We start from the raw sequence: 20142 nt of genomic DNA on the forward strand, positions 1-20142 counted from the left end.
GCTACCTCACGCCCCACGAGACCCGATTGCGCTACCAACAGGGCCAGACCCTCGCGGCGTAACAACATCGTGTTCAAGATCACGGGGAAACTTCAGGCTCGCCTTCGCGGACGCCCGGCTCCAGCACCTCACCGAGTCCGCCGCAGCGCCGAAGCTGCCCTCCCCACCCAAGCCCAACGGCGACGACCTCAAGCCTTTCCTCGGTCACTGGAGCCCTTATGGGCCCCGTTCCTACTGAGCCTCAAATCGGGCCATATCGAGCACGGCTCCACCAAGAGGCGGTAAAGAAGGGGGTCCCTCAAGCCGCACTCGACACACCGTCACCTGCAGTAAGGAGCATCTGGCACCTCATCAGAATGTGCGTCAAACGTGCGCCAGAAGGGCCAAACGTGCGTCGAATATGCGTCAAGATATCGCCCGTAACGCCCACAGCGCACATAATGCACACTCGGCGAAACAGCAGGTCAGGCACCCTTTGCGGCGGGCTCAAGGATCGCCACGCACTCGACATGATGGGTCATCGGGAACAGGTCGAACGCCCGCAGCGTCCGCACCCTGTACCCCCCGTCCCGGAAGTACGCGATGTCCCGTGCCAGCGCCGCCGGGTCGCACGCCACGTACGCGATGCGGCGGGCGCCCAGCGCGGCCAGCTGCTTGACCGTCGCCTTGCCCGCGCCCGCGCGCGGCGGGTCCAGGACGATCAGGTCGCATTCGGTGATGCCCGTGCGCGGCAGGACCTGGTCGACCTTGCCGTGTTCGATGCGGACCCGGTCCAGGTCCTTCAGGTTGTGCCGGGCGTCCTCGACCGCGCGCTTACCGGACTCGATGCCCAGCACCGCGCCCTTCTCGCCGATCCGCTGGCCGATGGCGCCGGCGAACAGGCCGACGCCGCAGTAGAGGTCCAGCGCCATGTCGTTCTTGCGGGGCAGCAGGCCCTGCATGACCGCGCGGACCAGCGTGTCGGCCGCCTGCGGGTGCACCTGCCAGAAGCCGCCCGAGCCGACGCGGTACGTACGGTCGTCGGCACGCTCGCGGACGAAGGCGCGGCCGTGGACGCGGTGGACGCCGCCGTCCTTCTCCTCGACCCGGAGCACGGAGACCGGCTTGTCCAGCTCGACCAGGGGAAGGCGACCGCCCTCCCGCGGGGTCAGGATGACCTGGCGGTCGTGGGAGCCGGTGGCGGCGATGGCCTCCACCGTGGCCATCTGCGGCCAGTCCTGCTTCTCGATGCCCAGCTCGGAGACGCCGGGGGCGGCGATCATGCAGTGGTCGATCGGCTGGACCTCGTGCGAGCGGTGCTTGCGGAGTCCGACCAGGCCGTCCTGGTCGATCGCGTACTGGACGCGGGTGCGCCAGGCAGGGACCTCGCCCGGCGGGAGCTTGTCGCCCTCGGCCGGCATGACCGTGCCGTCCCAGCCGGCCTCCTCGGGCGTGAGGCCCGCGAGGCGCTGGAGCTGCTCGGCGATCACTTCGCCCTTGAGCCGGCGCTGGGCGCCGGGCTTGGCGTGCTGCCAGTCGCAGCCGCCGCACTTGCCGGGGCCGGCGTACGGGCAGGGGGCCTCGACCCGGTCCTTGGACGCCTCGACGATCGTGACCGCGTCGGCGCGCAGGAAGCGCGAGTCGCTCTCGCCCTCGGTGACCCGGGCGACGACCTTCTCACCGGGGAGGGTGTGACGCACGAAGAGCACCTGCCCCTCGGACGTGCGGGCGATGCAGTGGCCGCCGTGGGCGACGGGGCCGACCTCGACCTCGTACTCCCGACCGATCAGGGACTCCCCGGCCTGCGATTCCCCGGCCTGCGACGAGGTGGATTCGTTCTGCATGAGGGGGTGGCTCCAGAGGTCAGGAAAAAAGGAAACGGCGAACGGCCGGACGACAGCCCACCAGTCTACGTGGGCGGAAGCCGGCCGCTTACCACAGGCGGAGCGCGGAGTCAGCCCTTGCGGCTGGGTTCCTTGTGCTGGCGCCGTTCGACGGGCCCGCGGCGGACGGAACCCGGGGCGTTCCAGTCGGCCCGCTTCCTGGCCCGTGCCTTCGCGGCCTCGGAGGACTCCAGCTGGTACGGCACCGAGGTCACCATCACCCCCGGGGTGAAGAGGAGCCTGCCCTTCAGCCGTAGCGCGCTCTGGTTGTGCAGCAGGTGCTCGTACCAGTGCCCGACCACGTATTCCGGGATGTAGACGCTGATCACATCGCGCGGTCGGTCCTTGCGCAGGCCCTTCACGTACTCGATGACGGGCCGGGTGACCTCACGGTAGGGCGAGTCGAGGATCTTCAGCGGGATGTCGATGCCCCGCCGCTCCCAGTCGTCCCTGAGGGCCTTCGTCTCGTCCGGGTCGACGCTGATGGACAGCGCCTCCAGATGGTCCGAGCGCACCAGTTTGGCGTACGCGAGGGCGCGCAGCGTGGGCCGGTGGAGCTTGGAGACCAGGACGATCGAGTGGACGCGGGAGGGCCGGACGCTGTCGTCGGGCCGGGTCTCCGGCGCGGCGATCTCCTCGGCGACCCGGTCGTAGTGCTTGCGGATGGCGGTCATCGTGCCGAAGAAGATCAGCATGCCGAGCAGCGCGACCCAGGCTCCGTGGGTGAACTTGGTGGCCAGGACGACGACCAGGACCAGGCCGGTGAAGAACGCCCCGAAGGTGTTGATCGCCCGGGAGCGGATCATGCGCCGGCGCTGCGCCGGGTCCTTCTCGGTACGCAGAAGGCGGTTCCAGTGCCGCACCATGCCGGTCTGGCTGAGTGTGAAGGAGACGAAGACGCCGACGATGTAGAGCTGGATGAGCCGCGTCGAGTCGGCTCCGTAGATCCAGACGAGCAGGATCGCGGCCCCGGCCAGCAGCACGATGCCGTTGGAGAAGGCCAGCCGGTCACCACGGGTGTGCAGCTGGCGGGGCAGGTAGCGGTCCTGGGCGAGGATCGAGCCGAGCAGCGGGAAGCCGTTGTACGCGGTGTTCGCGGCGAGGAAGAGCACGAGGGCGGTGGCGGCCGCCAGGAACACGAAGAAGAACGTGCCGTCGCCGAAGACCGCCGCGGCGACCTGGGAGATGACCGGGTCCTGGACGAAGTTCGCGCCGACGGCGGCACCGTTGTGGATCAGGTCCTTCGCCGGGTTCTCGGCCATCTTCACGTCGGTGGCCATGGCGAGGCCGATGATGCCGCAGAACATGGTGACGGCCAGCAGGCCCATGGCCGCCAGCGTGGTCGCGGCGTTCTTGCTCTTCGGCTTACGGAAGGCGGGGACGCCGTTGCTGATCGCCTCGACGCCCGTGAGGGCCGCACAGCCGGAGGAGAAGGCGCGCAGGAGCAGGAAGACGAGGGCGAATCCGGCGAGCCCCTGGTGCTCGGGCCTGATCTCGTAGTCCGAGGTGGGGGCGTGCATGGTCTCGCCGAGGGCGAGTCCCCGGAACGCGCCCCAGAGGATCATGACGAAGACCCCGGCCACGAACAGATAGGTCGGGATGGCGAAGAGCTTGCCGGACTCCTTGACGCCGCGCAGGTTCATCAGTGTCAGCAGCACGATGGCCCCGATGGCGCAGAGCGTCTTGTGCTCGATGACGAAGGGGATCGCGGAGCCGAGGTTCTCCACACCGGAGGAGATCGACACGGCGACGGTGAGGACGTAGTCGACGAGGAGGGCACTGGCGACGGTCAGTCCGGCCTTCGGGCCGAGGTTGGTGTTGGCGACCTCGTAGTCGCCGCCCCCGCTCGGGTAGGCGCGCACGTTCTGCCGGTACGAGGCGACGACGGTGAACATCAGGACGACCACCGCGGCCGCGATCCACGGACTGAAGTGGTACGCCGACACGCCCGCGATGGACAGCACGAGGAGGACTTCTCCGGGTGCGTACGCAACGGAGGACAGCGGGTCGGATGCGAAGACGGGGAGCGCGATGCGCTTGGGGAGGAGCGTTTCCCCCAGCTTGTCGCTGCGCAGCGCCCGGCCGATCAGGATCCGTTTGGGCACGTCGGTCAATTTGGACACGGTGAGGATCGTAAGCGCTGCCGGGACACGCCGCCGAGGCACCACCCCCTCGGCACCAGGAAAACCTTCATGATTACCCGCCCTCACCGGGAAAGTCCATGGAATCCTTAACGAAATCCTTGCGGGACGGGCGGGTCGGGCGGTGCGGGGCCAGAGGCGGACTCCCCCTTTTGCTCATCGGCCCCTGGGATACGCACACTCGGATGAAGGAGTGCGGGCGTCGCCCGGATGAGGCGGTGCGCACGCCGCCGCATAAGCTCATCCACGGGCAACGCCGAAGGCGGTTGCCCACTGTTTGCCCCGCAAGCTGAGAGAGAAGTGTGAGCAGGGTGTTTTCGCAGGTCATCCGGACGACCAGGACGGCGAGGTAGGCGCGAGGTGCACATCGTCATCATGGGCTGCGGGCGCGTCGGAGCCGCTCTCGCGCAGACCCTGGAGCAGCAGGGGCACACGGTCGCCGTGATCGATCAGGACCCGACGGCGTTCCGTCGCCTCGGTTCCGGATTCGGCGGCAGGCGGGTCAGCGGGGTCGGCTTCGACCAGGACACCCTGCGTGAGGCGGGGATCGAGGAGGCCGGAGCGTTCGCGGCCGTCAGCAGCGGCGACAACTCCAACATCATCGCCGCCCGCGTGGCCCGCGAGATGTTCGGCATCGAGAACGTCGCGGCGCGCATCTACGACCCGCGGCGTGCCGAGGTCTACCAGCGACTGGGGATCCCCACCGTCGCCACGGTCCGCTGGACGGCCGACCAGATGCTGCGGCGGCTGCTGCCGTCGGGTGCGGAGCCGCTGTGGCGCGATCCGAGCGGTGGTGTGCAGCTCGCCGAGGTGCACACCACGCCGTCCTGGATCGGGCACAAGATCAGCACGCTGCAGGAGGAGACGGGCGTCCGCGTCGCTTTCCTCACACGGTTGGGCGAGGCCATTCTGCCCACGTCGCAGACGGTTCTGCAGGAAGGCGACCTCGTCCACGTGATGATGCGCACGGACGAGATCGCGAAGGTCGAGGAGGCCTTTGCCGAAGGTCCCGAGGAGGGCGGTCACTGATGCGCGTCGCGATTGCCGGGGCCGGTGCGGTGGGCCGTTCCATCGCGGCCGAGCTCCTGGAGAACGGGCACGAGGTGCTGCTGATCGACAAGGCGCCGACGGCCATCTCGGTGGAACGGGTCCCGATGGCCGAGTGGCTCCTCGCGGACGCCTGTGAGATCACGTCGCTCGACGAGGCGGCGCTCCAGCGGTGCAACGTCGTGATCGCCGCGACGGGTGACGACAAGGTGAACCTGGTCGTCTCGCTGCTCGCGAAGACCGAGTACGGCGTCCCGAGGGTCGTCGCCCGGGTGAACAACCCGAAGAACGAGTGGCTGTTCAACGAGTCCTGGGGGGTCGATGTCGCGGTCTCCACGCCGCGTCTGATGTCCGCCCTGGTCGAGGAGGCGGTGAGCGTCGGTGATCTCGTCCGGCTGCTGCGCTTCAGCCACGGCGACGCCAACCTGGTCGAGCTGACGCTGCCCCCGGAGTCGGCGCTCGCCGGCACCCGGGTGAGTGAGGTGGCCTGGCCCGAGGACACCTCGCTCGTCACGATCATCCGCGGCACACGTGTGCTGACGCCGAGCCCCGAGGAGACCCTGGAGGCCGGTGACGAGCTGCTGTTCGTGGCCGCCCAGGCGCGCGAGGAGCAGCTGGAGGACCTGCTGTCGGTCCGCCGCGAGACCGTCGAGGACTGAGCAGCCGTACGCAATGTGAGGGGCCCCTGACCGTTTCGCAGGTCCGGGGCCCCTCACATTGCGTACGCCGCCGCGTGTGTCTCAGAGGTCGTAGCCACGGGCCTCCGCGGCGCGGGCGCTCTGTGCCGCCTTGCGGTCCTTCTCGGCCTGCTCCTCCGCCTCCATCTCCGCGAAGACGTCGATGGGCGGCGGCGCCTTGACGAGGAAGACCCAGGTCAGATACACCGCGAGCAGGAACGGCGGGATCTTGAGCGCGACCAGTACCCAGCCGAGCTGGGTGGTGTCGGCCCACCAGTACAGCGGGAAGAGGATCGCGCACTTGGCGAGCAGGATCAGGCCCCAGGCGTAGCTGGCCTTGGCGTACGCCTTCTTGCGGCCCGGGTTCCTGGTCCGCCAGGAGAGGTTCTCCTTGAAGACCGGGCCGAGGATCAGCCCGATCAAGGGCACGCCGGCGAGCGCCGTGACGAGGTACGCGACGGCGAGCCCGAGCGTGTAGAGCATGCCCGGCAGGTAGAAGGCCTTGGCGTTGTCCGTCATCAGCGCGAAGAGCACGCCGAAACCCACGCCGAAGACACCGCTGAAGGCGTGCTTGACGGTGTCCTTGCGGATGAGCCGTACGACGACGAGGGCCAGGGAGACCGCCGCGGCGGCGATGGCCGAGGCCGTCAGGTCCTTGTTGAGGGTGAAGATCGTGACGAAGAGCAGCCCGGGCAGGACTGTCTCCACCATGCCGCGCACGCCGCCGAAGGCCTCGGAGAGCGCGGCTTCCGTGACCGCCTTCGCGTCGGCGTCCTGCTGGTCGGTGCGGTGGGGCTGGTCCGTATCGGACGTCGGCTTGTCGAGAGACGTCACCGGCTACTCCTTGCCGAGCGGTCGGAGTTCGTATTTGGGATTGAACAGCACCCGGCGCCCGTGGCTCATGGCCACGCGGCCCGACGCGATGAGCTTGCGGCCAGGTTCGATGCCGACGATGGAACGCCGGCCCAGCCAGACCACGTCGAGCGGCGCGGTGCCGTCGAAGAGCTCCGCCTCCAGGGCGGGCACTCCGGCCCGCGGGCGCAAGGTCACGGTCCGCAAGGTACCAGTGACCTTGACGATCTGGCGGTCCGTGCACTCGGAGATGCGCGTGCAACCCGAAGCGTGCGTGTCCTCCTGCAGCTCCTCGGACTCGAGGTCCTCCTGGGAGCTGGACAGCCGGTCGAGCATGCGGCGGAAGCGGCCGGACGGCTTCTCCGCCCTGCCGGACTTCTCGGATCGGGGAACAGCGCTCATACCCGAAGGGTACCGGTCTCCTGTGGTACGGGCGGGCCCGCACGAGTGTCACCCGAACGAGTGAGGCCCGTCACTCCGGAACGGGTTGTCCCCGCTCGAAGCGGTAGCCCATGCCCGGCTCGGTCACGAAGTGTCTGGGGTGCGAGGGATCCGTCTCCAGCTTGCGGCGCAGCTGCGCCATGTAGACCCGCAGATAGTTGGTCTCGGTGCCGTACGAGGGCCCCCAGACCTCCTGGAGCAGCTGCTTCTGGCTGACGAGCCGCCCGGCGTTGCGGACGAGGACCTCGAGCAGGTGCCACTCGGTCGGAGTGAGCCGTACGTCGCGGCCCTCACGGTGGACCTTCTTCGCCGCCAGGTCCACGGTGAACCCCGCGGTCTCGACGATCACCGGGTCGTCGCCGCCGTCCTGGCCGACCGGTTCCGCCCGGCGCACAGCGGCACGCAGCCGGGCCAGCAGCTCGTCCATGCCGAACGGCTTGGTGACGTAGTCGTCGGCCCCGGCGTCCAGGGCCTCGACCTTCTCGTCGGAGGTGTGACGGGCCGAGAGCACGAGGATCGGCACCCTGGTCCAGCCACGCAGGCCCCTGATCACCTCGACGCCGTCCATGTCCGGCAGCCCGAGGTCGAGGACGACGACGTCGGGATGGCGCGCCGCCGCGAGCTGCAGAGCGGTCGCCCCGTCGGGTGCCGCGTCCACCTCGTACCTGCGCGCCTTCAGGTTGATCACGAGCGCGCGTACGATCTGCGGCTCGTCGTCGACCACGAGCACCCGGGTCATCGCGGACCTGCCTTTCCGGAATACGTGTACGGGGTGGGGATGCGCCCCGGGGATCTCATGAGGTGAGGTGCGCGGGCGATACGGGGCCGGCCCGTACCTGGCCGGGCGCGGCGGTGAGTGTGAGGACCATGGTGAGCCCCCCTCCGGGGGTGTCCTCGGCGTCCAGCGTGCCGCCCATGGACTCCACGAAACCACGGGCGACGGCGAGCCCGAGGCCGACTCCGGCGCCGCGTGGAGCGTCACCGTACCGCTGGAACGGTTCGAATATGCGCTCCTTGGCCTCGTCGGGGACCCCCCGGCCACGGTCGGCCACCCGGAGTTCGACGCGTTCGCCCAGGGAGCTGGCGGCGACGGCGACGCGTTCCCGGCCGGGGCTGTACTTGACGGCGTTCTCGACGATGTTGGCGACAGCCCGCTCCAGCAGCCCCGGGTCGACGGCGACCATGGGCAGCGTCTCGGGGATGTCCAGGTCGACGCTGCCCTCCGGTACGCCGCCGAGCGCCATCGGGACGACCTCGTCGAGGTCGATCTCGCGGATCAGCGGGGTGACCGTGCCGGTCTGCAGGCGCGACATGTCGAGCAGATTGCCGACCAGGTGGTCCAGCCGGTCGGCGCCGTCCTCGATGGCCGCGAGGAGCTCCGCCTCGTCCTCGTCGGACCAGGCGACGTCGTCGGAGCGCAGGGAGCTCACGGCGGCCTTGATCGCGGCCAGGGGGGTACGCAGGTCGTGGCTGACGGCGGCGAGCAGCGCGGTCCTGATCCGGTTGCCCTCGGCGAGGCGCCGGGCCGCCTCCGCCTCCCCCACCAGCCGCTGCCGGTCGAGCACGACGGCGGCCTGCGCGGCGAAGGCGCCGAGGACCCGGCGGTCCTCGGCGGGCAGCACCCGGCCGGAGAGCGCCAGCGCCATGTGGTCGCCGACGGGCATGTCCACGTCCGCGTCGTCGGGCCGGGCCACCGGGGCGGGCCCGACCGACCCGGCGCAGGTCCAGGGATCGACGTCGCTCCGGCGCTCCAGGAGTGCGACGGATTCCATGGCGAAGGTCTCGCGGACCCGGTCCAGCAGGGCGTCCAGGGCCGTCTCGCCGCGCAGGACGCTGCCCGCGAGGGCGGAGAGGATCTCCGACTCGGCGCGCAGCCGGGCCGCCTGATGGGTGCGGCGGGCCGCCAGGTCGACGACCGACGCGACCGCGACCGCCACCGCGAAGAAGATCACGATGGCGACGAAGTTCTCCGGGTCCTGCACGGTCAGGGTGTGGGTGGGCGGGGTGAACCAGTAGTTCAGGAGCAGGGAGCCCGCCGCCGCCGAGGCGAGCGCGGGGGCCAGTCCCCCGAGCAGCGCGGCGGTGACGGTCATGAAGAGGAAGAGCAGGACGTCGTTGGCGAGTCCCGGCCCGTTCTCCAGACCGTGCAGGAGCAGGGTCAGGAGGGCCGGTCCGCCGACGCCGGCCAGCCAGCCCGAGATGATCCGGGTGCGGCTGAGCCGGGCGCCGCGCGCGATGGGCAGCCCGCGCCCCTTGGCGACCTCTTCGTGCGTGACGATGTGCACGTCGAGGTCGGGGCCCGACTCACGGGCGACGGTGGCGCCCACCCCGGGGCCGTAGATGTACTGCCAGGTCTTGCGGCGGCTGGAGCCGAGGACGATCTGGGTGGCGTTGACGCCCCGGGCGAACGCGAGCAGCGCCGAGGGTATGTCGTCGCCGATGACGTGGTGGAAGGTGCCTCCGAGGTCCTCGACGAGCGTGCGCTGGACCGCGAGTTCCTTGGGCGAGGCGGAGGTCAGCCCGTCGCTCCTCGCGATGTACACCGCGAGGATCTCGCTGCCGGATCCCTTGGCGGCCATCCGGGAGGCGCGGCGGATGAGCGTGCGGCCCTCGGGGCCGCCGGTCAGACCGACGACGATGCGCTCGCGGGCCTGCCAGGGGTCGCTGATGTCGTGTTCGCCCCGGTACTGCTGGAGGTACTCGTCGACGCGGTCGGCGACCCAGAGGAGCGCCAGCTCGCGCAGGGCGGTGAGGTTGCCGGGGCGGAAGTAGTTCGACAGCGCCGCGTCGACCTTGTCGGACTGGTAGATGTTGCCGTGGGCCATGCGGCGGCGCAGCGCCTGGGGCGACATGTCGACGAGCTCGATCTGGTCGGCCCGCCGGGCGACCTCGTCGGGGATGGTCTCCTGCTGCCGCACGCCGGTTATCGACTCCACGACGTCGCCGAGGGACTCCAGGTGCTGGATGTTGACGGTGGACACCACGTCGATGCCGGCCTTGAGGAGTTCTTCGACGTCCTGCCAGCGCTTGGCGTTACGGGAGCCCGGCACATTGGTGTGGGCGAGTTCGTCCACGAGTGCGACGGCCGGCGCCCGTTCCAGGACGGCGTCGACGTCCATCTCCGCGAAGACGGCGGAACGGTATTCGATGTCGCGGCGGCGGATCTGCTCCAGGCCGTGCAGCAGCACCTCGGTGCGCTGCCGGCCGTGGTGCTCCACGAACGCGACGACACAGTCCGTGCCCCGCTCCACCCGGCGGTGGGCCTCGGCCAGCATCGCGTACGTCTTGCCGACGCCGGGTGCCGCACCCAGGTAGATCCGAAGCTTGCCGCGTGCCATGGCCCCATTGTCTTCTCTGAACCGGCTGCCGCGGATACGGGGAGCCGGTGTCGAAGCTACCCCGAGGAATTCCGGCATATGGGGTCAGGGCCGGGCGCGGGGTCCGTATTGACGGGATTCTGATGCGGGGACGGTGCCCCGGCCTCTCCGGACGTGCCCCGGCTGTTCGGGCGTGCGTCCGGACGGCCGGGCTACACCTGCTCGACGATGTGCCCGTCGCTGAGTTCCAGGACCCGGTCGGCGAAACCGAGCAGCTGCGGATCGTGGGTGGCGACGAGGACGGTGACGCCCTCGCTGCGCACGACGGCGCGCAGCAGTTGCATCACCGCGAGCCCGGTCTCCGCGTCGAGCTGCCCGGTGGGCTCGTCGGCGATCAGGAGGGCGGGCCGGTTGGCGAGCGCCCTGGCGATGGCGACACGCTGCTGCTGGCCGCCGGAGAGCTCCCCGGGGCGCTGCTGGGCGTGGTCGCCGAGGCCCACCAGGGCGAGCAGCAGCGCCACTCGCTCGTCACGCTCCTGAGAGTCGGTCCTGCGCAGGCGCAGGGGAACGCCGACGTTCTCCGCGGCGGTCAGGATCGGGATCAGGCCGAACGACTGGAAGATGAAACCGATCCGGTCCCTGCGCAGTTCCAGCAGCCCGTCCTCGCCGAGCCCGGCGAGGTCGGTGCCGCCGACGGTGATCCGGCCGCTGTCCGGCGCGTCGAGACCGCCGACGAGATTGAGCAGGGTGGTCTTGCCCGATCCCGAGCGCCCCTTGAGCGCGACGAGCTCTCCGCGCGGGATCTCGAAGGAGACCCCCCGCAGGGCGTGCACGGCCGCGGCGCCGGTTCCGTACGAGCGGTGCAGGTCCTCGATCCGCACCATGGTGGCGTCGCCCGGACTCCCGGCCAGGGCCGTACCGGTCGTTGCGTCGGTGCTCCGTGTCATCGCTCTCCCCCGTACGTACGCCGCCCCGCGCACCGCTCCCTCGGCAGCCGCCAGTATGTGCATGAGGCACCCGGTGAGGCAATGGAAAGCGGGCCGCGTCCCCTCCCCGGGACACGGCCCACCGGCCGGAACGAGCTGGGGTGCGGTCAGCGCACCTCGGTGATCTCGGGCCCGCGCTGGAGCTGACCCATGCCTCCGGAGAACTTCGAGCTCTCCTGGTCCTCCTGCTGCACGCCCTCGGGCACCATCTGGGCGTCGTCGGGAAGCTTGAGGACGATCGGGTCGCGCGGGGCCATCGGGCCGTCGCCACGGACGACGACGGTGTCCCGGAAGATCGTCTCCAGCAGCCCGGCGGCCTCCGGCTGCACCGCGCCCTGGCCGGAGATCACTCCGCGCAGGAACCAGCGCGGTCCGTCGACGCCGATGAAGCGCACCAGCTGTACGCCGTTCTTACCGTCAGGGAGCTGTACGGGGACCTGGGCGCGCAGTTCCCAGCCCAGCGGGCCCTCGACCTCGTCGATGATCCCGCCCTGCTGGGTGATGCCCGAGGCGATCTCCTCGCGCACCTCGCCCCAGATGCCCTCCTTCTTGGGGGCGGCGAAGGCCTGCAGCTGGACCGCGCTGTCGCGCAGCACGACGGTGGCCGCGACGATCGCGTCCCCGGCGACCTCCACCCGGAGCTCCATGCCCTCGACCCCGGGCACGAAGATGCCGCCCAGGTCCACCCGGCCCTCGCCGGGCCGGGAGACCTCGCTGATGTCCCACGGCCCGTCGGGGCGGGGGGCCGGCGGGAGGTTCGTGCGGCGCGAGCCGCTCGCGGCCCCGGTGTCGTCGAGCTCGTCGGCGACCTGCTCGGCCTCGCGCGTCTCGTCCGCCGTGTCCTTGGCGGAACCACTGTTCTTGCGACGTCCGAACACGTCAACGTCCTTCCCGGTCGGATACGACCGAAGCGTAGCTGTTCCCACCCTGGGTGTTACCGCCCGTGACGCCGTCCACCGCGGCGTGACCGCCGGTGGATCCGAAGCCCCCCTCGGCCCGCGCCGAGCCGGGGAGCTCCGTCACCTCGTGGAAGCGCACCTTCTCGACCTGCTGGACGACCAGTTGGGCAATCCGGTCGAACCGTTCGAATCTCACGGTCTCGCGTGGATCGAGATTGACCACGATGACCTTGATCTCCCCACGGTACCCGGCATCAACCGTCCCTGGGGCGTTCACGAGGGCCACTCCGCAGCGGGCTGCGAGGCCCGAACGGGGATGGACGAAAGCGGCGTAGCCGTCGGGCAGCGCGATCGACACCCCGGTGGGGAGCACCGCCCGTTCACCCGGGGCGAGCTCGGCGGCCTCGGTGGTGACCAGATCGGCACCGGCGTCGCCCGGGTGTCCGTAGCCGGGGATCGGCACATCGGGGTCGGTCCGGCGGATGAGTACGTCGACGGGACGGCGCATCAGGGGTTCACCTCGAAGGCGCGGGCACGCCTGACCTGATCCGGGTCGGACATCGCCGCCTGGATCTCCTCCGGCCGCCCGTTGTCGACGAAGTGGTCCACCTTGACCTCGATGAAGAGGGCCTCCGCACGCACCGCGACGGGCCCCTCGGGGCCCCCGGTCCGTCCCGTCGCACGGCAGTAGATCTTCCGGCCGTGGACGGCGGTGGCCTCGGCCTCCAGGAAGAGCACCGTTCCCACCGGCACCGGCAGCACGTAGTCGGTCTCCAGCCGGCCGGTCACCGCGATGACCCGCAGCAGCCAGCTCAGCGCGCCGAGCGTCTCGTCCATCGCCGTGGCCAGGACACCACCGTGCGCCAGCCCCGGAGCGCCCTGGTGGGCGGGCTTCACGGTGAATTCAGCGGTGACGCTCACACCTTCTCCGGCCGTCGCCTGGAGGTGCAGTCCGTGCTCCTGTCCGCCACCACAGCCGAAACAGTGTTCGTAATGGGAACCGAGGAGCTCACCGGGCGCGGGAGCGTCGGGATGGCGGACGGGCTTCACCGCGCCGGCCGGGGGTGTCAGACGTGCAGATGTTCCACTCACAGGCGCAGACCTTACCCGCGCGGCCGGTTCCGGGTCGCGCCGTGCCAAGCTTGCCTTCATGCAGCCTTCCGCACCGCCCTTCGACGAACGTCTCACCGCACCCCGTTCGTGGTGGCTCATCGCCTTCGGGATCGGCGTCGCCTGCGCGCTGATGCTCCTGCCGCTCGGCGTCCTGCCCATGCTCGGCGGCCTGGTCGCCGGTACGGCCGCCGCGTGCGCGGGCGTGAGCTCGTACGGCTCCGCGCGCATCCGGGTCGTGGCGGGGGCTCTCGTCGCGGGCGATGCCCGGATCCCCCTGGAAGCGCTCGGCGACGCCGAGGTGCTGGACGGGGAGGAGGCGCGCGCCTGGCGCTCGTACAAGGCGGATCCCCGTGCGTTCATGCTGCTGCGCAGCTACATCCCGACGGCGGTGCGGGTGAAGGTCACGGATCCGGCTGATCCGACGCCGTACGTCTATCTGTCGACCCGGGAGCCGCAGGCCCTGGTGGCGGCCCTCGCGCCCGTACGCGCCTGAAGGGGCCGAGCGGCACGCCCGAGGGTCAGCGGCCGGGGTCGTCCAGACCCTCGGGCAGCTCCTCGGCGGGCTTCACGGGCTGTTCCAGCGGGGGCAGCTCCGGAAGGCGGTCCCAGGGGATCTGCTGGCGCCGCAGGTCGTTCCTGACCCGGTCGGCGAGCTTTCTGGTGTCCCGTCGGTTCATCAGCGCGCCGACGACGGCACCGACCATGAACGGGATGAGATTCGGCAGGTCGCGCACGGTGCGCTTCATAATCTGCTGGCGCAGTTCGCGCTTCATCTGCCCGCCCAGTGCCGCGTTGAGCGTGGTGGGGCGTGAGACGTCGATGCCGCGTTCCTCCGTCCAGGACGTCAGGTACGCGGTGCTGCGCTGGCCGATGTTGCCCGGGGGGCGTTGTCCGTAGACCTCGTGGAGCTCGGCGACGAGCTTCATCTCGACGGCGGCGACTCCGGTGATCTCGGCTGCCAGCTCGGCGAGCATGGCGGGGGGTACGGGCATCATCGCCGCCGCCCCGATCCCCGCACCGACCGTCGCGGTGGCGTTGCAGGCGCCCGCCACGAGTTTGTCGGCGAGCTCTTCGGGACCGAGCCCCGGGAACTGCCTGCGCAGGGTGGCGAGGTCCCGCACGGGGACGCGGGGTGCCGCGTCGATGATGCGGTCGGCCACGAGGCCGACTGCGGCGGTGGCGCTCTCCCGGCTCTTGCGTACGCCTCGTTTCAGTGTGTGCAGGCGGCCGGAGCCCTTCTCGGACCCTGTCGGTACGTCCTGCCCGGGCTCGGGTGACGAGCCCGTCGCCCTTACTGCTTCGAGCGAGGCCGGGCGGCCCCGCTCGTCGTCAGGTCTGCCGGGAGAGGCAGGCAGGGCGGCCTGGTGCTCGGCAGTGGGGCTTTTGCCCTCTGCCGGGCCTGCGCCGCCCTGATGTGCCTCCGACGACTTCGTGCGCCGCAAGCGCCGCTTCCGGAACGGTGTGTCGTCTGCCACGGACGGCCGGCCCTAGTCGCAGTCGCGGCAGATGGGCTGACCGTTCTTCTCGCGCGCCAGCTGGCTCCGGTGGTGCACGAGGAAGCAGCTCATGCAGGTGAACTCATCGGCCTGCTTGGGCAGAACCCGCACGGCCAGCTCTTCGTTGGACAGGTCTGCGCCGGGCAGCTCCAGTCCTTCTGCCGCGTCGAACTCGTCGACGTCGACGGCGGATGCCGTCTTGTCGCTCCGACGAGCCTTGAGCTCTTCGAGGCTGTCCTGGTCCACGTCGTCGTCGGTCTTGCGTGGGGTGTCGTAATCCGTTGCCATGTCGCTCTCCCCCTCATGGGTGTCTGCGGTGTCTCAGCGCACGTAACGCGTGAGAGGCCGGACTTGTGCCCGACCTGAGGCGGAGATTTTGCCTCACATCAAGGTCTGTTACTCAATCGACACCCAACCGGATCCCTCATGAGCGATCAGCTTGGGTGGCGAAGGGGACCGTACACGGTCCGATTACTGCAGTTCACGGGCGCCACCCCGTGTACTTCCCGTGATAATGCACCCCGGAAACCCGGACGTTTCCAGCTTTCGGGCAGAGATGTGCTCACGGAGAGTAGAGGGACCGAAAATCGCTTCTGTGATCGATCACACAGGGACAGAACGGGAACGAGGTTCCAAAATTCCGCCCAAAGCGAACAGAGGGATCCAATGCGGCCTCACACCATGAAGCCTCTCAGACCGGCAGGGTGACGCGCATCACGAGACCACCGCCCTCGCGAGGCTCCGCGATGATACGGCCTCCGTGCGCCCGCGCGACGGACCGCGCGATCGACAGGCCGAGCCCGACCCCCTTGTCGCTGCCCGTGCGCTCCGTACGCAGCCGCCTGAACGGCTCGAAGAGGTTGTCGATCTCGTAGGCGGGCACCACGGGCCCGGTGTTCGAGACGGTGAGGAGCGCCTGTCCGTGCTGGAGCTCGGTGGAGACCTCCACCCAGCCGTCCTCCACCACGTTGTAGCGCACCGCGTTCTGTACGAGGTTGAGCGCGATGCGCTCCAGCAGTACCCCGTTGCCCTGGACGACGGCCTGGGAGCGCTCGCCACGGACCTCGACCCCCTTCGCCGCCGCCTCGGACCTGGTCTGATCGATGGCGCGGTCGGCGACCTCGGCCAGGTCCACGGGCTTGCGCTCGATGATTTGGTTGTCGCTGCGGGCGAGCAGCAGCAGCCCTTCGACCAGCTGCTCACTGCGCTCGTTCGTGGCCAGGAGCGTCTTGCCCAGCTGGTGGAGCTCCGGCGGGGCCCCGGGGTCGGAGAGATGGACCTCCAGCAGCGTGCGGTTGATCGCCAAGGGGGTGCGCAGCTCGTGCGAGGCATTGCCCACGAAGCGCTGCTGGGCCGTGAAGGCCCGCTCGAGCCGGTCCAGCATCTCGTCGAAGGTGTCCGCGAGCTCCTTCAGCTCGTCGTCGGGGCCGTCCAGCTCGATCCGCCGGGTCAGGTCCGTGCCGACCACCCGGCGGGCGGTGCGCGTGATCCGGCCCAGCGGGGACAGGACGCGGCCCGCCATGGCGTATCCGAAGGCGAACGCGATGACGCTGAGACCGACCAGGGCGAGCAGTGACCTGTTCAGCAGGGAGTCGAGCGCGTGTTCGCGCTGCCGGTTGACGCAGGCGTTCATGGCCGCGTTGAAGGTTTCGGGACTGGCCTTCGTCGGCAGGTCGCACACCTCACTGGTGACCTGCCCGTTCACGACCTGGAACGGCAGGTCGCTGCCCACGTTCAGGGCCTGGGCGGCCAGCATGTAGATGATCGAGAGCAGGAGGATGCCCGCGATCAGGAACATGCCGCCGTACAGCAGCGTGAGGCGTATCCGGATGGTCGGGCGCAGCCACGGGTACGGGGACTCCTGCGCCTTGGGTTCCCAGGTCGGCTTCGGAGGCGCCTTCAGGGGTGCCGGGGAGGCAGCCATCACGCCCTCAGATCCGGTATCCGGAGCCGGGGACGGTGACGATGACGGGCGGCTCGCCGAGCTTGCGGCGCAGGGTCATGACCGTGACCCGCACCACGTTGGTGAAAGGGTCGGTGTTCTCGTCCCAGGCCTTCTCCAGCAGCTGCTCGGCCGAGACGACCGCGCCCTCGCTGCGCATCAGGACCTCCAGGACGGCGAACTCCTTCGGGGCCAGCTGGATCTCCTGTTCGTCCCGGAAGACCTCGCGGCGGTTGGGGTCGAGCTTGATGCCGGCCCGCTCCAGCACGGGCGGCAGCGCGACCGTGGTGCGGCGCCCCAGGGCGCGGACCCGTGCCGTCAACTCGCTGAAGGCGAAGGGCTTGGGCAGGTAGTCGTCCGCACCGAGCTCCAGACCCTCGACCCGGTCGCTGACGTCACCGGACGCGGTGAGCATCAGCACCCGGGTGGGCATGCCGAGCTCGACGATCTTGCGGCAGACGTCGTCCCCGTGGACCACCGGGAGGTCCCTGTCCAGCACGACGACGTCGTAGTCGTTGACGCCGACGCGCTCGAGGGCCGCCCCTCCGTCGTAGACGACGTCGACGGCCATGGCCTCCCGGCGCAGCCCGGTGGCCACCGCATCGGCGAGCAGCTGCTCGTCCTCGACGACGAGTACGCGCACGGCGCAGTCCTTCCCTAGATCTCCGAAAAAAACGACGGGCGGCCCTCGTTCCGGCCGCCCGCCGCACGTCAGCGGCACCGACTGTGCGCGTCCATCCTGCCTGTAACGCGCATAAACCGGCGGTAAGGCGGCGCGGCCCGGTCCGCTGCTCCAGGGAATTGGTCGGATTCCCCGGCCAGTTGAGGTTTCTCCCTGGCCGACGGCGGGGAAGACGCTCTCACACCCGAGATCACGCCCTGCATGTGGCGTACCACAGCCCGTCCTGCTTCCAGAGGGACTGCGTGATCACTCGCACTCCGGCTCGCCGGCCGGAGGACCACCGGGCACACCCCCGTGCCACCGACCCACGATGAGGGGGCGCATCATGGACGCTTTCACCGCAGGTCTGCTGCAACGAATCAAGAACACCGAGTCCGACCTCACGAGGGCTCGCGAAACGGGCGACGACTTCCTCGCGGATGTCGAGCAGGGAGAGCTGGACGACCTGCACCGCCTCGCCGCCGAGCACGGAGTGGAAATCAGCGCCACAAGCGTCTGAGCCGCCACGAGAGGGCCCCGGGAGCCGTGATGGCTCTCCGGGGCCCTCTTCTCGTGCCGACGGCCCTCCCCGGGCCCGGCAGCAGGCTCAGGGAGGCGTACGTCAGTCGTGCCAGGCGCCCAGTTCCTCGAGGAGCGCCTGCAGGGGCTCGAAGACCCCGGGGGTCGCCGCGACCGTCAGGTCGATGTCCGCGGGCAGGCCGGGCCTGCCGCCGGTGAGCGCGCCGGCCTCCCGGGCGATGAGATCACCGGCCGCGACGTCCCAGGGGTGCAGCCCGCGCTCGTAGTAGCCGTCGAGCCGGCCCGCCGCCACGTCACAGAGTTCGATGGCGGCGGATCCTCCGCGCCGGATGTCACGCAGCCTCGGAATCAGCTGCTGGGCGACGGCCGCCTGGTGGGCGCGGACGTCGGTGACGTAGTTGAAGCCGGTCGCCACCAGCGACTGGTCGAGCGGCGCCGTGGGGCGGCAGCGCAGTGCCTCCCCGTTGCCGTACGCACCGCCCCCGAGCACCGCGTGGAACGTCTCTCGCCGCATCGGGGCCTCGACCACGCCGACGACCCGTTCGCCGTCGCGCTCGGCGGCGATGGAGACGGACCAGGTGGGCAGCCCGTAGAGATAGTTCACCGTGCCGTCGAGCGGGTCGATGACCCACCGGATGCCGCTGCTGCCCTCGGCGCTGGCTCCCTCCTCGCCCAGGAAGCCGTCGGCGGGACGGTGCTCCGAGAGGTAGCCGGTGATCAGCTTCTCCGCCCGGATGTCCATCTCGGTGACGACGTCGATGGGGCTGGACTTCGTCGCGGCCACCCCCAGGTCGGCGGGGCGGCCGTCCCGGAGCAGGGCTCCTGCCCTGCGTGCCGCTTCCAGGGCGAGGTCGAGCAGTTCGGACAGGAGGGGGTCGGTCACAACGCTCCAGAGGTGGTGTCGCGGGCAGGAACGGGGGTGCCGGTGCCCGCGCGGCGGGAAGGCGGACGAAACGCGCCCTAGTACGGGCTGTCGGCGCCGGCGGCGGCCGGCTTGAGTGCCCTGGCCGGACAGCAGCCGACCGGGCAGAGATCGTGGGAGGGGCCGAGCGCGCCCAGGGCGCAGGGCGTCACCGGGCGGTCCTGTTCGGCGGCGGCACGCTCCAGGAGGAGCTCGCGCGCGGCGGCGGCGAACCGGGGGTCAGCGCCCACCGTCGCGGAGCGGCGCACCGGCAGTCCGAGCTCGGCGGCCTTCGCGGTGGCCTCCGTGTCGAGGTCGTACAGCACCTCCATGTGGTCCGAGACGAAGCCGATGGGGGCCATGACGACCGCCGGGACGCCGTCGCCGTGCAGTGTCTCCAGGTGGTCGCAGATGTCGGGCTCCAGCCACGGGATGTGCGGGGCGCCGCTGCGCGACTGGTAGACGAGCTGCCACGGGTGCTCGACGCCGGTCTCCTCGCGGACGGCCTCGGAGATCAGCCGGGCGACGTCCAGGTGCTCGGCCACGTAGGAGCCGCCGTCGCCGTGGGTCTCCACCGGCCCGGAGGTGTCGGCGGCCGAGGTCGGGATGGAGTGCGTGGTGAACGCGAGGTGCGCCCCCGCCCTGACGTCCTCGGGGAGCTCGGCCAGCGACGCCAGGACACCCTCCACCATGGGGCGTACGAAGCCGGGGTGGTTGAAGTAGTGCCGCAACTTGTCCACCCGGGGCACCGGGAGCCCCTCCGCCTCCAGGACGGACAGCGACTCCGCCAGGTTCTCGCGGTACTGACGGCAGCCGGAGTACGAGGCGTAGGCGCTGGTGGCGAGCACCGCGATCCGGCGACGGCCGTCGGCGACCATCTCGCGGAGGGTGTCGGTGAGGTACGGAGCCCAGTTGCGGTTGCCCCAGTACACCGGCAGTTCGAGGCCGTGGTCCGCGAAGTCCTTGCGCAGGGCGTCGAGCAGCGCCCTGTTCTGCGCGTTGATCGGGCTCACGCCGTCGAAGAGGAAGTAGTGCTTGCCGACCTCTTTGAGCCGTTCCTCGGGGATGCCCCGGCCGCGGGTCACGTTCGCCAGGAACGGGACCACGTCGTCAGGGCCTTCGGGACCACCGAAGGAGAGCAGCAGCAGAGCGTCGTAGGGCGCGGGATCACGCAGATCGGACATGCACCCGATCCTGCCACTCGCCTCCGACAGTGCGGCAACCGCCACCGGCGGGCCGGCGACCGCCGTAAGCTGTGTCAGCCCTT

General features: G+C 70.2%; 20 protein-coding genes. 4 read left to right on the forward strand and 16 right to left on the reverse strand.

Translation table 11 applies throughout. From position 1 onward, the window contains the following. Nucleotides 1–464 precede the first annotated feature (464 nt). Nucleotides 465–1823: a class I SAM-dependent RNA methyltransferase gene (locus ACFYQ5_RS35400; protein WP_389203643.1), complete on the reverse strand. Its 1359-nt coding sequence runs from the start codon at nucleotides 1821–1823 to the stop codon at nucleotides 465–467. A 110-nt stretch (nucleotides 1824–1933) separates the two neighbouring features. Beyond that, nucleotides 1934–3985 carry an APC family permease gene (locus ACFYQ5_RS35405; RefSeq protein WP_389203644.1) on the reverse strand — a complete coding sequence of 684 codons (2052 nt, stop codon included), beginning with the start codon at nucleotides 3983–3985 and terminating at the stop codon, nucleotides 1934–1936. Between the two features lie 378 nt (nucleotides 3986–4363). On the opposite strand from ACFYQ5_RS35405, the gene ACFYQ5_RS35410 reads away from it, so the two are divergent. After that, nucleotides 4364–5032, forward strand: coding sequence for a TrkA family potassium uptake protein (locus ACFYQ5_RS35410; RefSeq protein ID WP_014153600.1), 669 nt, complete (start codon nucleotides 4364–4366; stop codon nucleotides 5030–5032). Next, nucleotides 5032–5709: a potassium channel family protein gene (locus ACFYQ5_RS35415; protein WP_389203646.1), complete on the forward strand. Its 678-nt coding sequence runs from the start codon at nucleotides 5032–5034 to the stop codon at nucleotides 5707–5709. The genes ACFYQ5_RS35410 and ACFYQ5_RS35415 overlap by 1 nt, the downstream gene beginning before the upstream one ends. Before the next feature lie 81 nt (nucleotides 5710–5790). Here the strand turns inward: ACFYQ5_RS35415 and ACFYQ5_RS35420 are convergent, their stop codons facing one another. The 8 genes from ACFYQ5_RS35420 to ACFYQ5_RS35455 form a co-directional block, all read right to left on the reverse strand. Then, a complete protein-coding gene (locus ACFYQ5_RS35420) occupies nucleotides 5791–6561 on the reverse strand; it encodes a DUF3159 domain-containing protein (RefSeq protein WP_389203648.1) in 771 nt (256 codons plus the stop codon). Between the two features lie 3 nt (nucleotides 6562–6564). Beyond that, on the reverse strand, nucleotides 6565–6981 hold the full coding sequence (locus ACFYQ5_RS35425) for an OB-fold nucleic acid binding domain-containing protein (RefSeq protein ID WP_389203650.1): 417 nt from the start codon (nucleotides 6979–6981) through the stop codon (nucleotides 6565–6567). 70 nt (nucleotides 6982–7051) lie between these two features. Next, the gene (locus ACFYQ5_RS35430) at nucleotides 7052–7759 is read right to left on the reverse strand and encodes a response regulator (protein ID WP_389203652.1); all 708 of its coding nucleotides are present in this window, start codon (nucleotides 7757–7759) and stop codon (nucleotides 7052–7054) included. A gap of 55 nt (nucleotides 7760–7814) precedes the next feature. Continuing rightward, nucleotides 7815–10358, reverse strand: a complete 2544-nt coding sequence (locus tag ACFYQ5_RS35435; protein WP_389203654.1) for a DUF4118 domain-containing protein — start codon at nucleotides 10356–10358, stop codon at nucleotides 7815–7817. 191 nt (nucleotides 10359–10549) lie between these two features. Continuing rightward, nucleotides 10550–11284 carry an ABC transporter ATP-binding protein gene (locus ACFYQ5_RS35440; protein ID WP_389203655.1) on the reverse strand — a complete coding sequence of 245 codons (735 nt, stop codon included), beginning with the start codon at nucleotides 11282–11284 and terminating at the stop codon, nucleotides 10550–10552. 146 nt (nucleotides 11285–11430) lie between these two features. Further along, complete coding sequence (locus ACFYQ5_RS35445) at nucleotides 11431–12201, reverse strand: DUF3710 domain-containing protein (RefSeq protein WP_389203657.1); 771 nt, start codon at nucleotides 12199–12201, stop codon at nucleotides 11431–11433. Between the two features lies 1 nt (nucleotide 12202). Continuing rightward, nucleotides 12203–12730: a dUTP diphosphatase gene (gene dut, locus ACFYQ5_RS35450; RefSeq protein WP_389203658.1), complete on the reverse strand. Its 528-nt coding sequence runs from the start codon at nucleotides 12728–12730 to the stop codon at nucleotides 12203–12205. Next, nucleotides 12730–13314 (reverse strand): PaaI family thioesterase, encoded by a 585-nt coding sequence (locus tag ACFYQ5_RS35455; protein ID WP_389203659.1) that lies wholly within the window; start codon nucleotides 13312–13314, stop codon nucleotides 12730–12732. Before ACFYQ5_RS35455 ends, dut begins: the two co-directional genes overlap by 1 nt. A gap of 58 nt (nucleotides 13315–13372) precedes the next feature. Here ACFYQ5_RS35455 and ACFYQ5_RS35460 point away from each other — a divergent pair, with 58 nt between their 5' ends. Then, on the forward strand, nucleotides 13373–13828 hold the full coding sequence (locus ACFYQ5_RS35460; protein ID WP_389203660.1) for a DUF3093 domain-containing protein: 456 nt from the start codon (nucleotides 13373–13375) through the stop codon (nucleotides 13826–13828). 25 nt (nucleotides 13829–13853) lie between these two features. Here ACFYQ5_RS35460 and ACFYQ5_RS35465 read toward each other — a convergent pair whose 3' ends face one another. The 4 genes from ACFYQ5_RS35465 to ACFYQ5_RS35480 all read right to left on the reverse strand — a co-directional run bounded on the left by ACFYQ5_RS35465 (nucleotide 13854) and on the right by ACFYQ5_RS35480 (nucleotide 17416). Beyond that, nucleotides 13854–14810, reverse strand: coding sequence for a hypothetical protein (locus ACFYQ5_RS35465; RefSeq protein WP_389203662.1), 957 nt, complete (start codon nucleotides 14808–14810; stop codon nucleotides 13854–13856). A 12-nt stretch (nucleotides 14811–14822) separates the two neighbouring features. Continuing rightward, nucleotides 14823–15119, reverse strand: a complete 297-nt coding sequence (locus ACFYQ5_RS35470) for a DUF4193 domain-containing protein (RefSeq protein WP_003965732.1) — start codon at nucleotides 15117–15119, stop codon at nucleotides 14823–14825. Between the two features lie 403 nt (nucleotides 15120–15522). Next, entirely contained in the window at nucleotides 15523–16755 is a 1233-nt protein-coding gene (locus ACFYQ5_RS35475) for a sensor histidine kinase (RefSeq protein WP_389203663.1), read from the reverse strand. A 7-nt stretch (nucleotides 16756–16762) separates the two neighbouring features. Then, nucleotides 16763–17416: a response regulator transcription factor gene (locus tag ACFYQ5_RS35480; RefSeq protein ID WP_359466041.1), complete on the reverse strand. Its 654-nt coding sequence runs from the start codon at nucleotides 17414–17416 to the stop codon at nucleotides 16763–16765. Between the two features lie 364 nt (nucleotides 17417–17780). Between ACFYQ5_RS35480 and ACFYQ5_RS35485 the strand changes: the two genes are divergently transcribed. Beyond that, nucleotides 17781–17954, forward strand: a complete 174-nt coding sequence (locus tag ACFYQ5_RS35485; RefSeq protein WP_389203664.1) for a hypothetical protein — start codon at nucleotides 17781–17783, stop codon at nucleotides 17952–17954. 102 nt (nucleotides 17955–18056) lie between these two features. Here the strand turns inward: ACFYQ5_RS35485 and ACFYQ5_RS35490 are convergent, their stop codons facing one another. Next, the gene (locus tag ACFYQ5_RS35490) at nucleotides 18057–18857 is read right to left on the reverse strand and encodes an inositol monophosphatase family protein (RefSeq protein ID WP_389203666.1); all 801 of its coding nucleotides are present in this window, start codon (nucleotides 18855–18857) and stop codon (nucleotides 18057–18059) included. 77 nt (nucleotides 18858–18934) lie between these two features. Then, nucleotides 18935–20059, reverse strand: coding sequence for a ferrochelatase (locus ACFYQ5_RS35495; RefSeq protein WP_389203668.1), 1125 nt, complete (start codon nucleotides 20057–20059; stop codon nucleotides 18935–18937). Nucleotides 20060–20142: the final 83 nt, after the last annotated feature.

Source organism: Streptomyces sp. NPDC005794 (assembly GCF_042871445.1).
Lineage (GTDB): Bacteria > Actinomycetota > Actinomycetes > Streptomycetales > Streptomycetaceae > Streptomyces.

Coding starts and splice junctions, on each gene's coding strand:
- ACFYQ5_RS35400 (WP_389203643.1), bottom strand. CDS start 1,823: ATGCAGAACGAATCCACCTCGTCGCAGGCCGGGGAATCGCAGGCCGGG.
- ACFYQ5_RS35415 (WP_389203646.1), top strand. CDS start 5,032: ATGCGCGTCGCGATTGCCGGGGCCGGTGCGGTGGGCCGTTCCATCGCG.
- ACFYQ5_RS35425 (WP_389203650.1), bottom strand. CDS start 6,981: ATGAGCGCTGTTCCCCGATCCGAGAAGTCCGGCAGGGCGGAGAAGCCG.
- ACFYQ5_RS35430 (WP_389203652.1), bottom strand. CDS start 7,759: ATGACCCGGGTGCTCGTGGTCGACGACGAGCCGCAGATCGTACGCGCG.
- ACFYQ5_RS35435 (WP_389203654.1), bottom strand. CDS start 10,358: ATGGCACGCGGCAAGCTTCGGATCTACCTGGGTGCGGCACCCGGCGTC.
- ACFYQ5_RS35440 (WP_389203655.1), bottom strand. CDS start 11,284: ATGACACGGAGCACCGACGCAACGACCGGTACGGCCCTGGCCGGGAGT.
- dut (WP_389203658.1), bottom strand. CDS start 12,730: ATGCGCCGTCCCGTCGACGTACTCATCCGCCGGACCGACCCCGATGTG.
- ACFYQ5_RS35460 (WP_389203660.1), top strand. CDS start 13,373: ATGCAGCCTTCCGCACCGCCCTTCGACGAACGTCTCACCGCACCCCGT.
- ACFYQ5_RS35470 (WP_003965732.1), bottom strand. CDS start 15,119: ATGGCAACGGATTACGACACCCCACGCAAGACCGACGACGACGTGGAC.
- ACFYQ5_RS35475 (WP_389203663.1), bottom strand. CDS start 16,755: ATGGCTGCCTCCCCGGCACCCCTGAAGGCGCCTCCGAAGCCGACCTGG.
- ACFYQ5_RS35485 (WP_389203664.1), top strand. CDS start 17,781: ATGGACGCTTTCACCGCAGGTCTGCTGCAACGAATCAAGAACACCGAG.
- ACFYQ5_RS35495 (WP_389203668.1), bottom strand. CDS start 20,059: ATGTCCGATCTGCGTGATCCCGCGCCCTACGACGCTCTGCTGCTGCTC.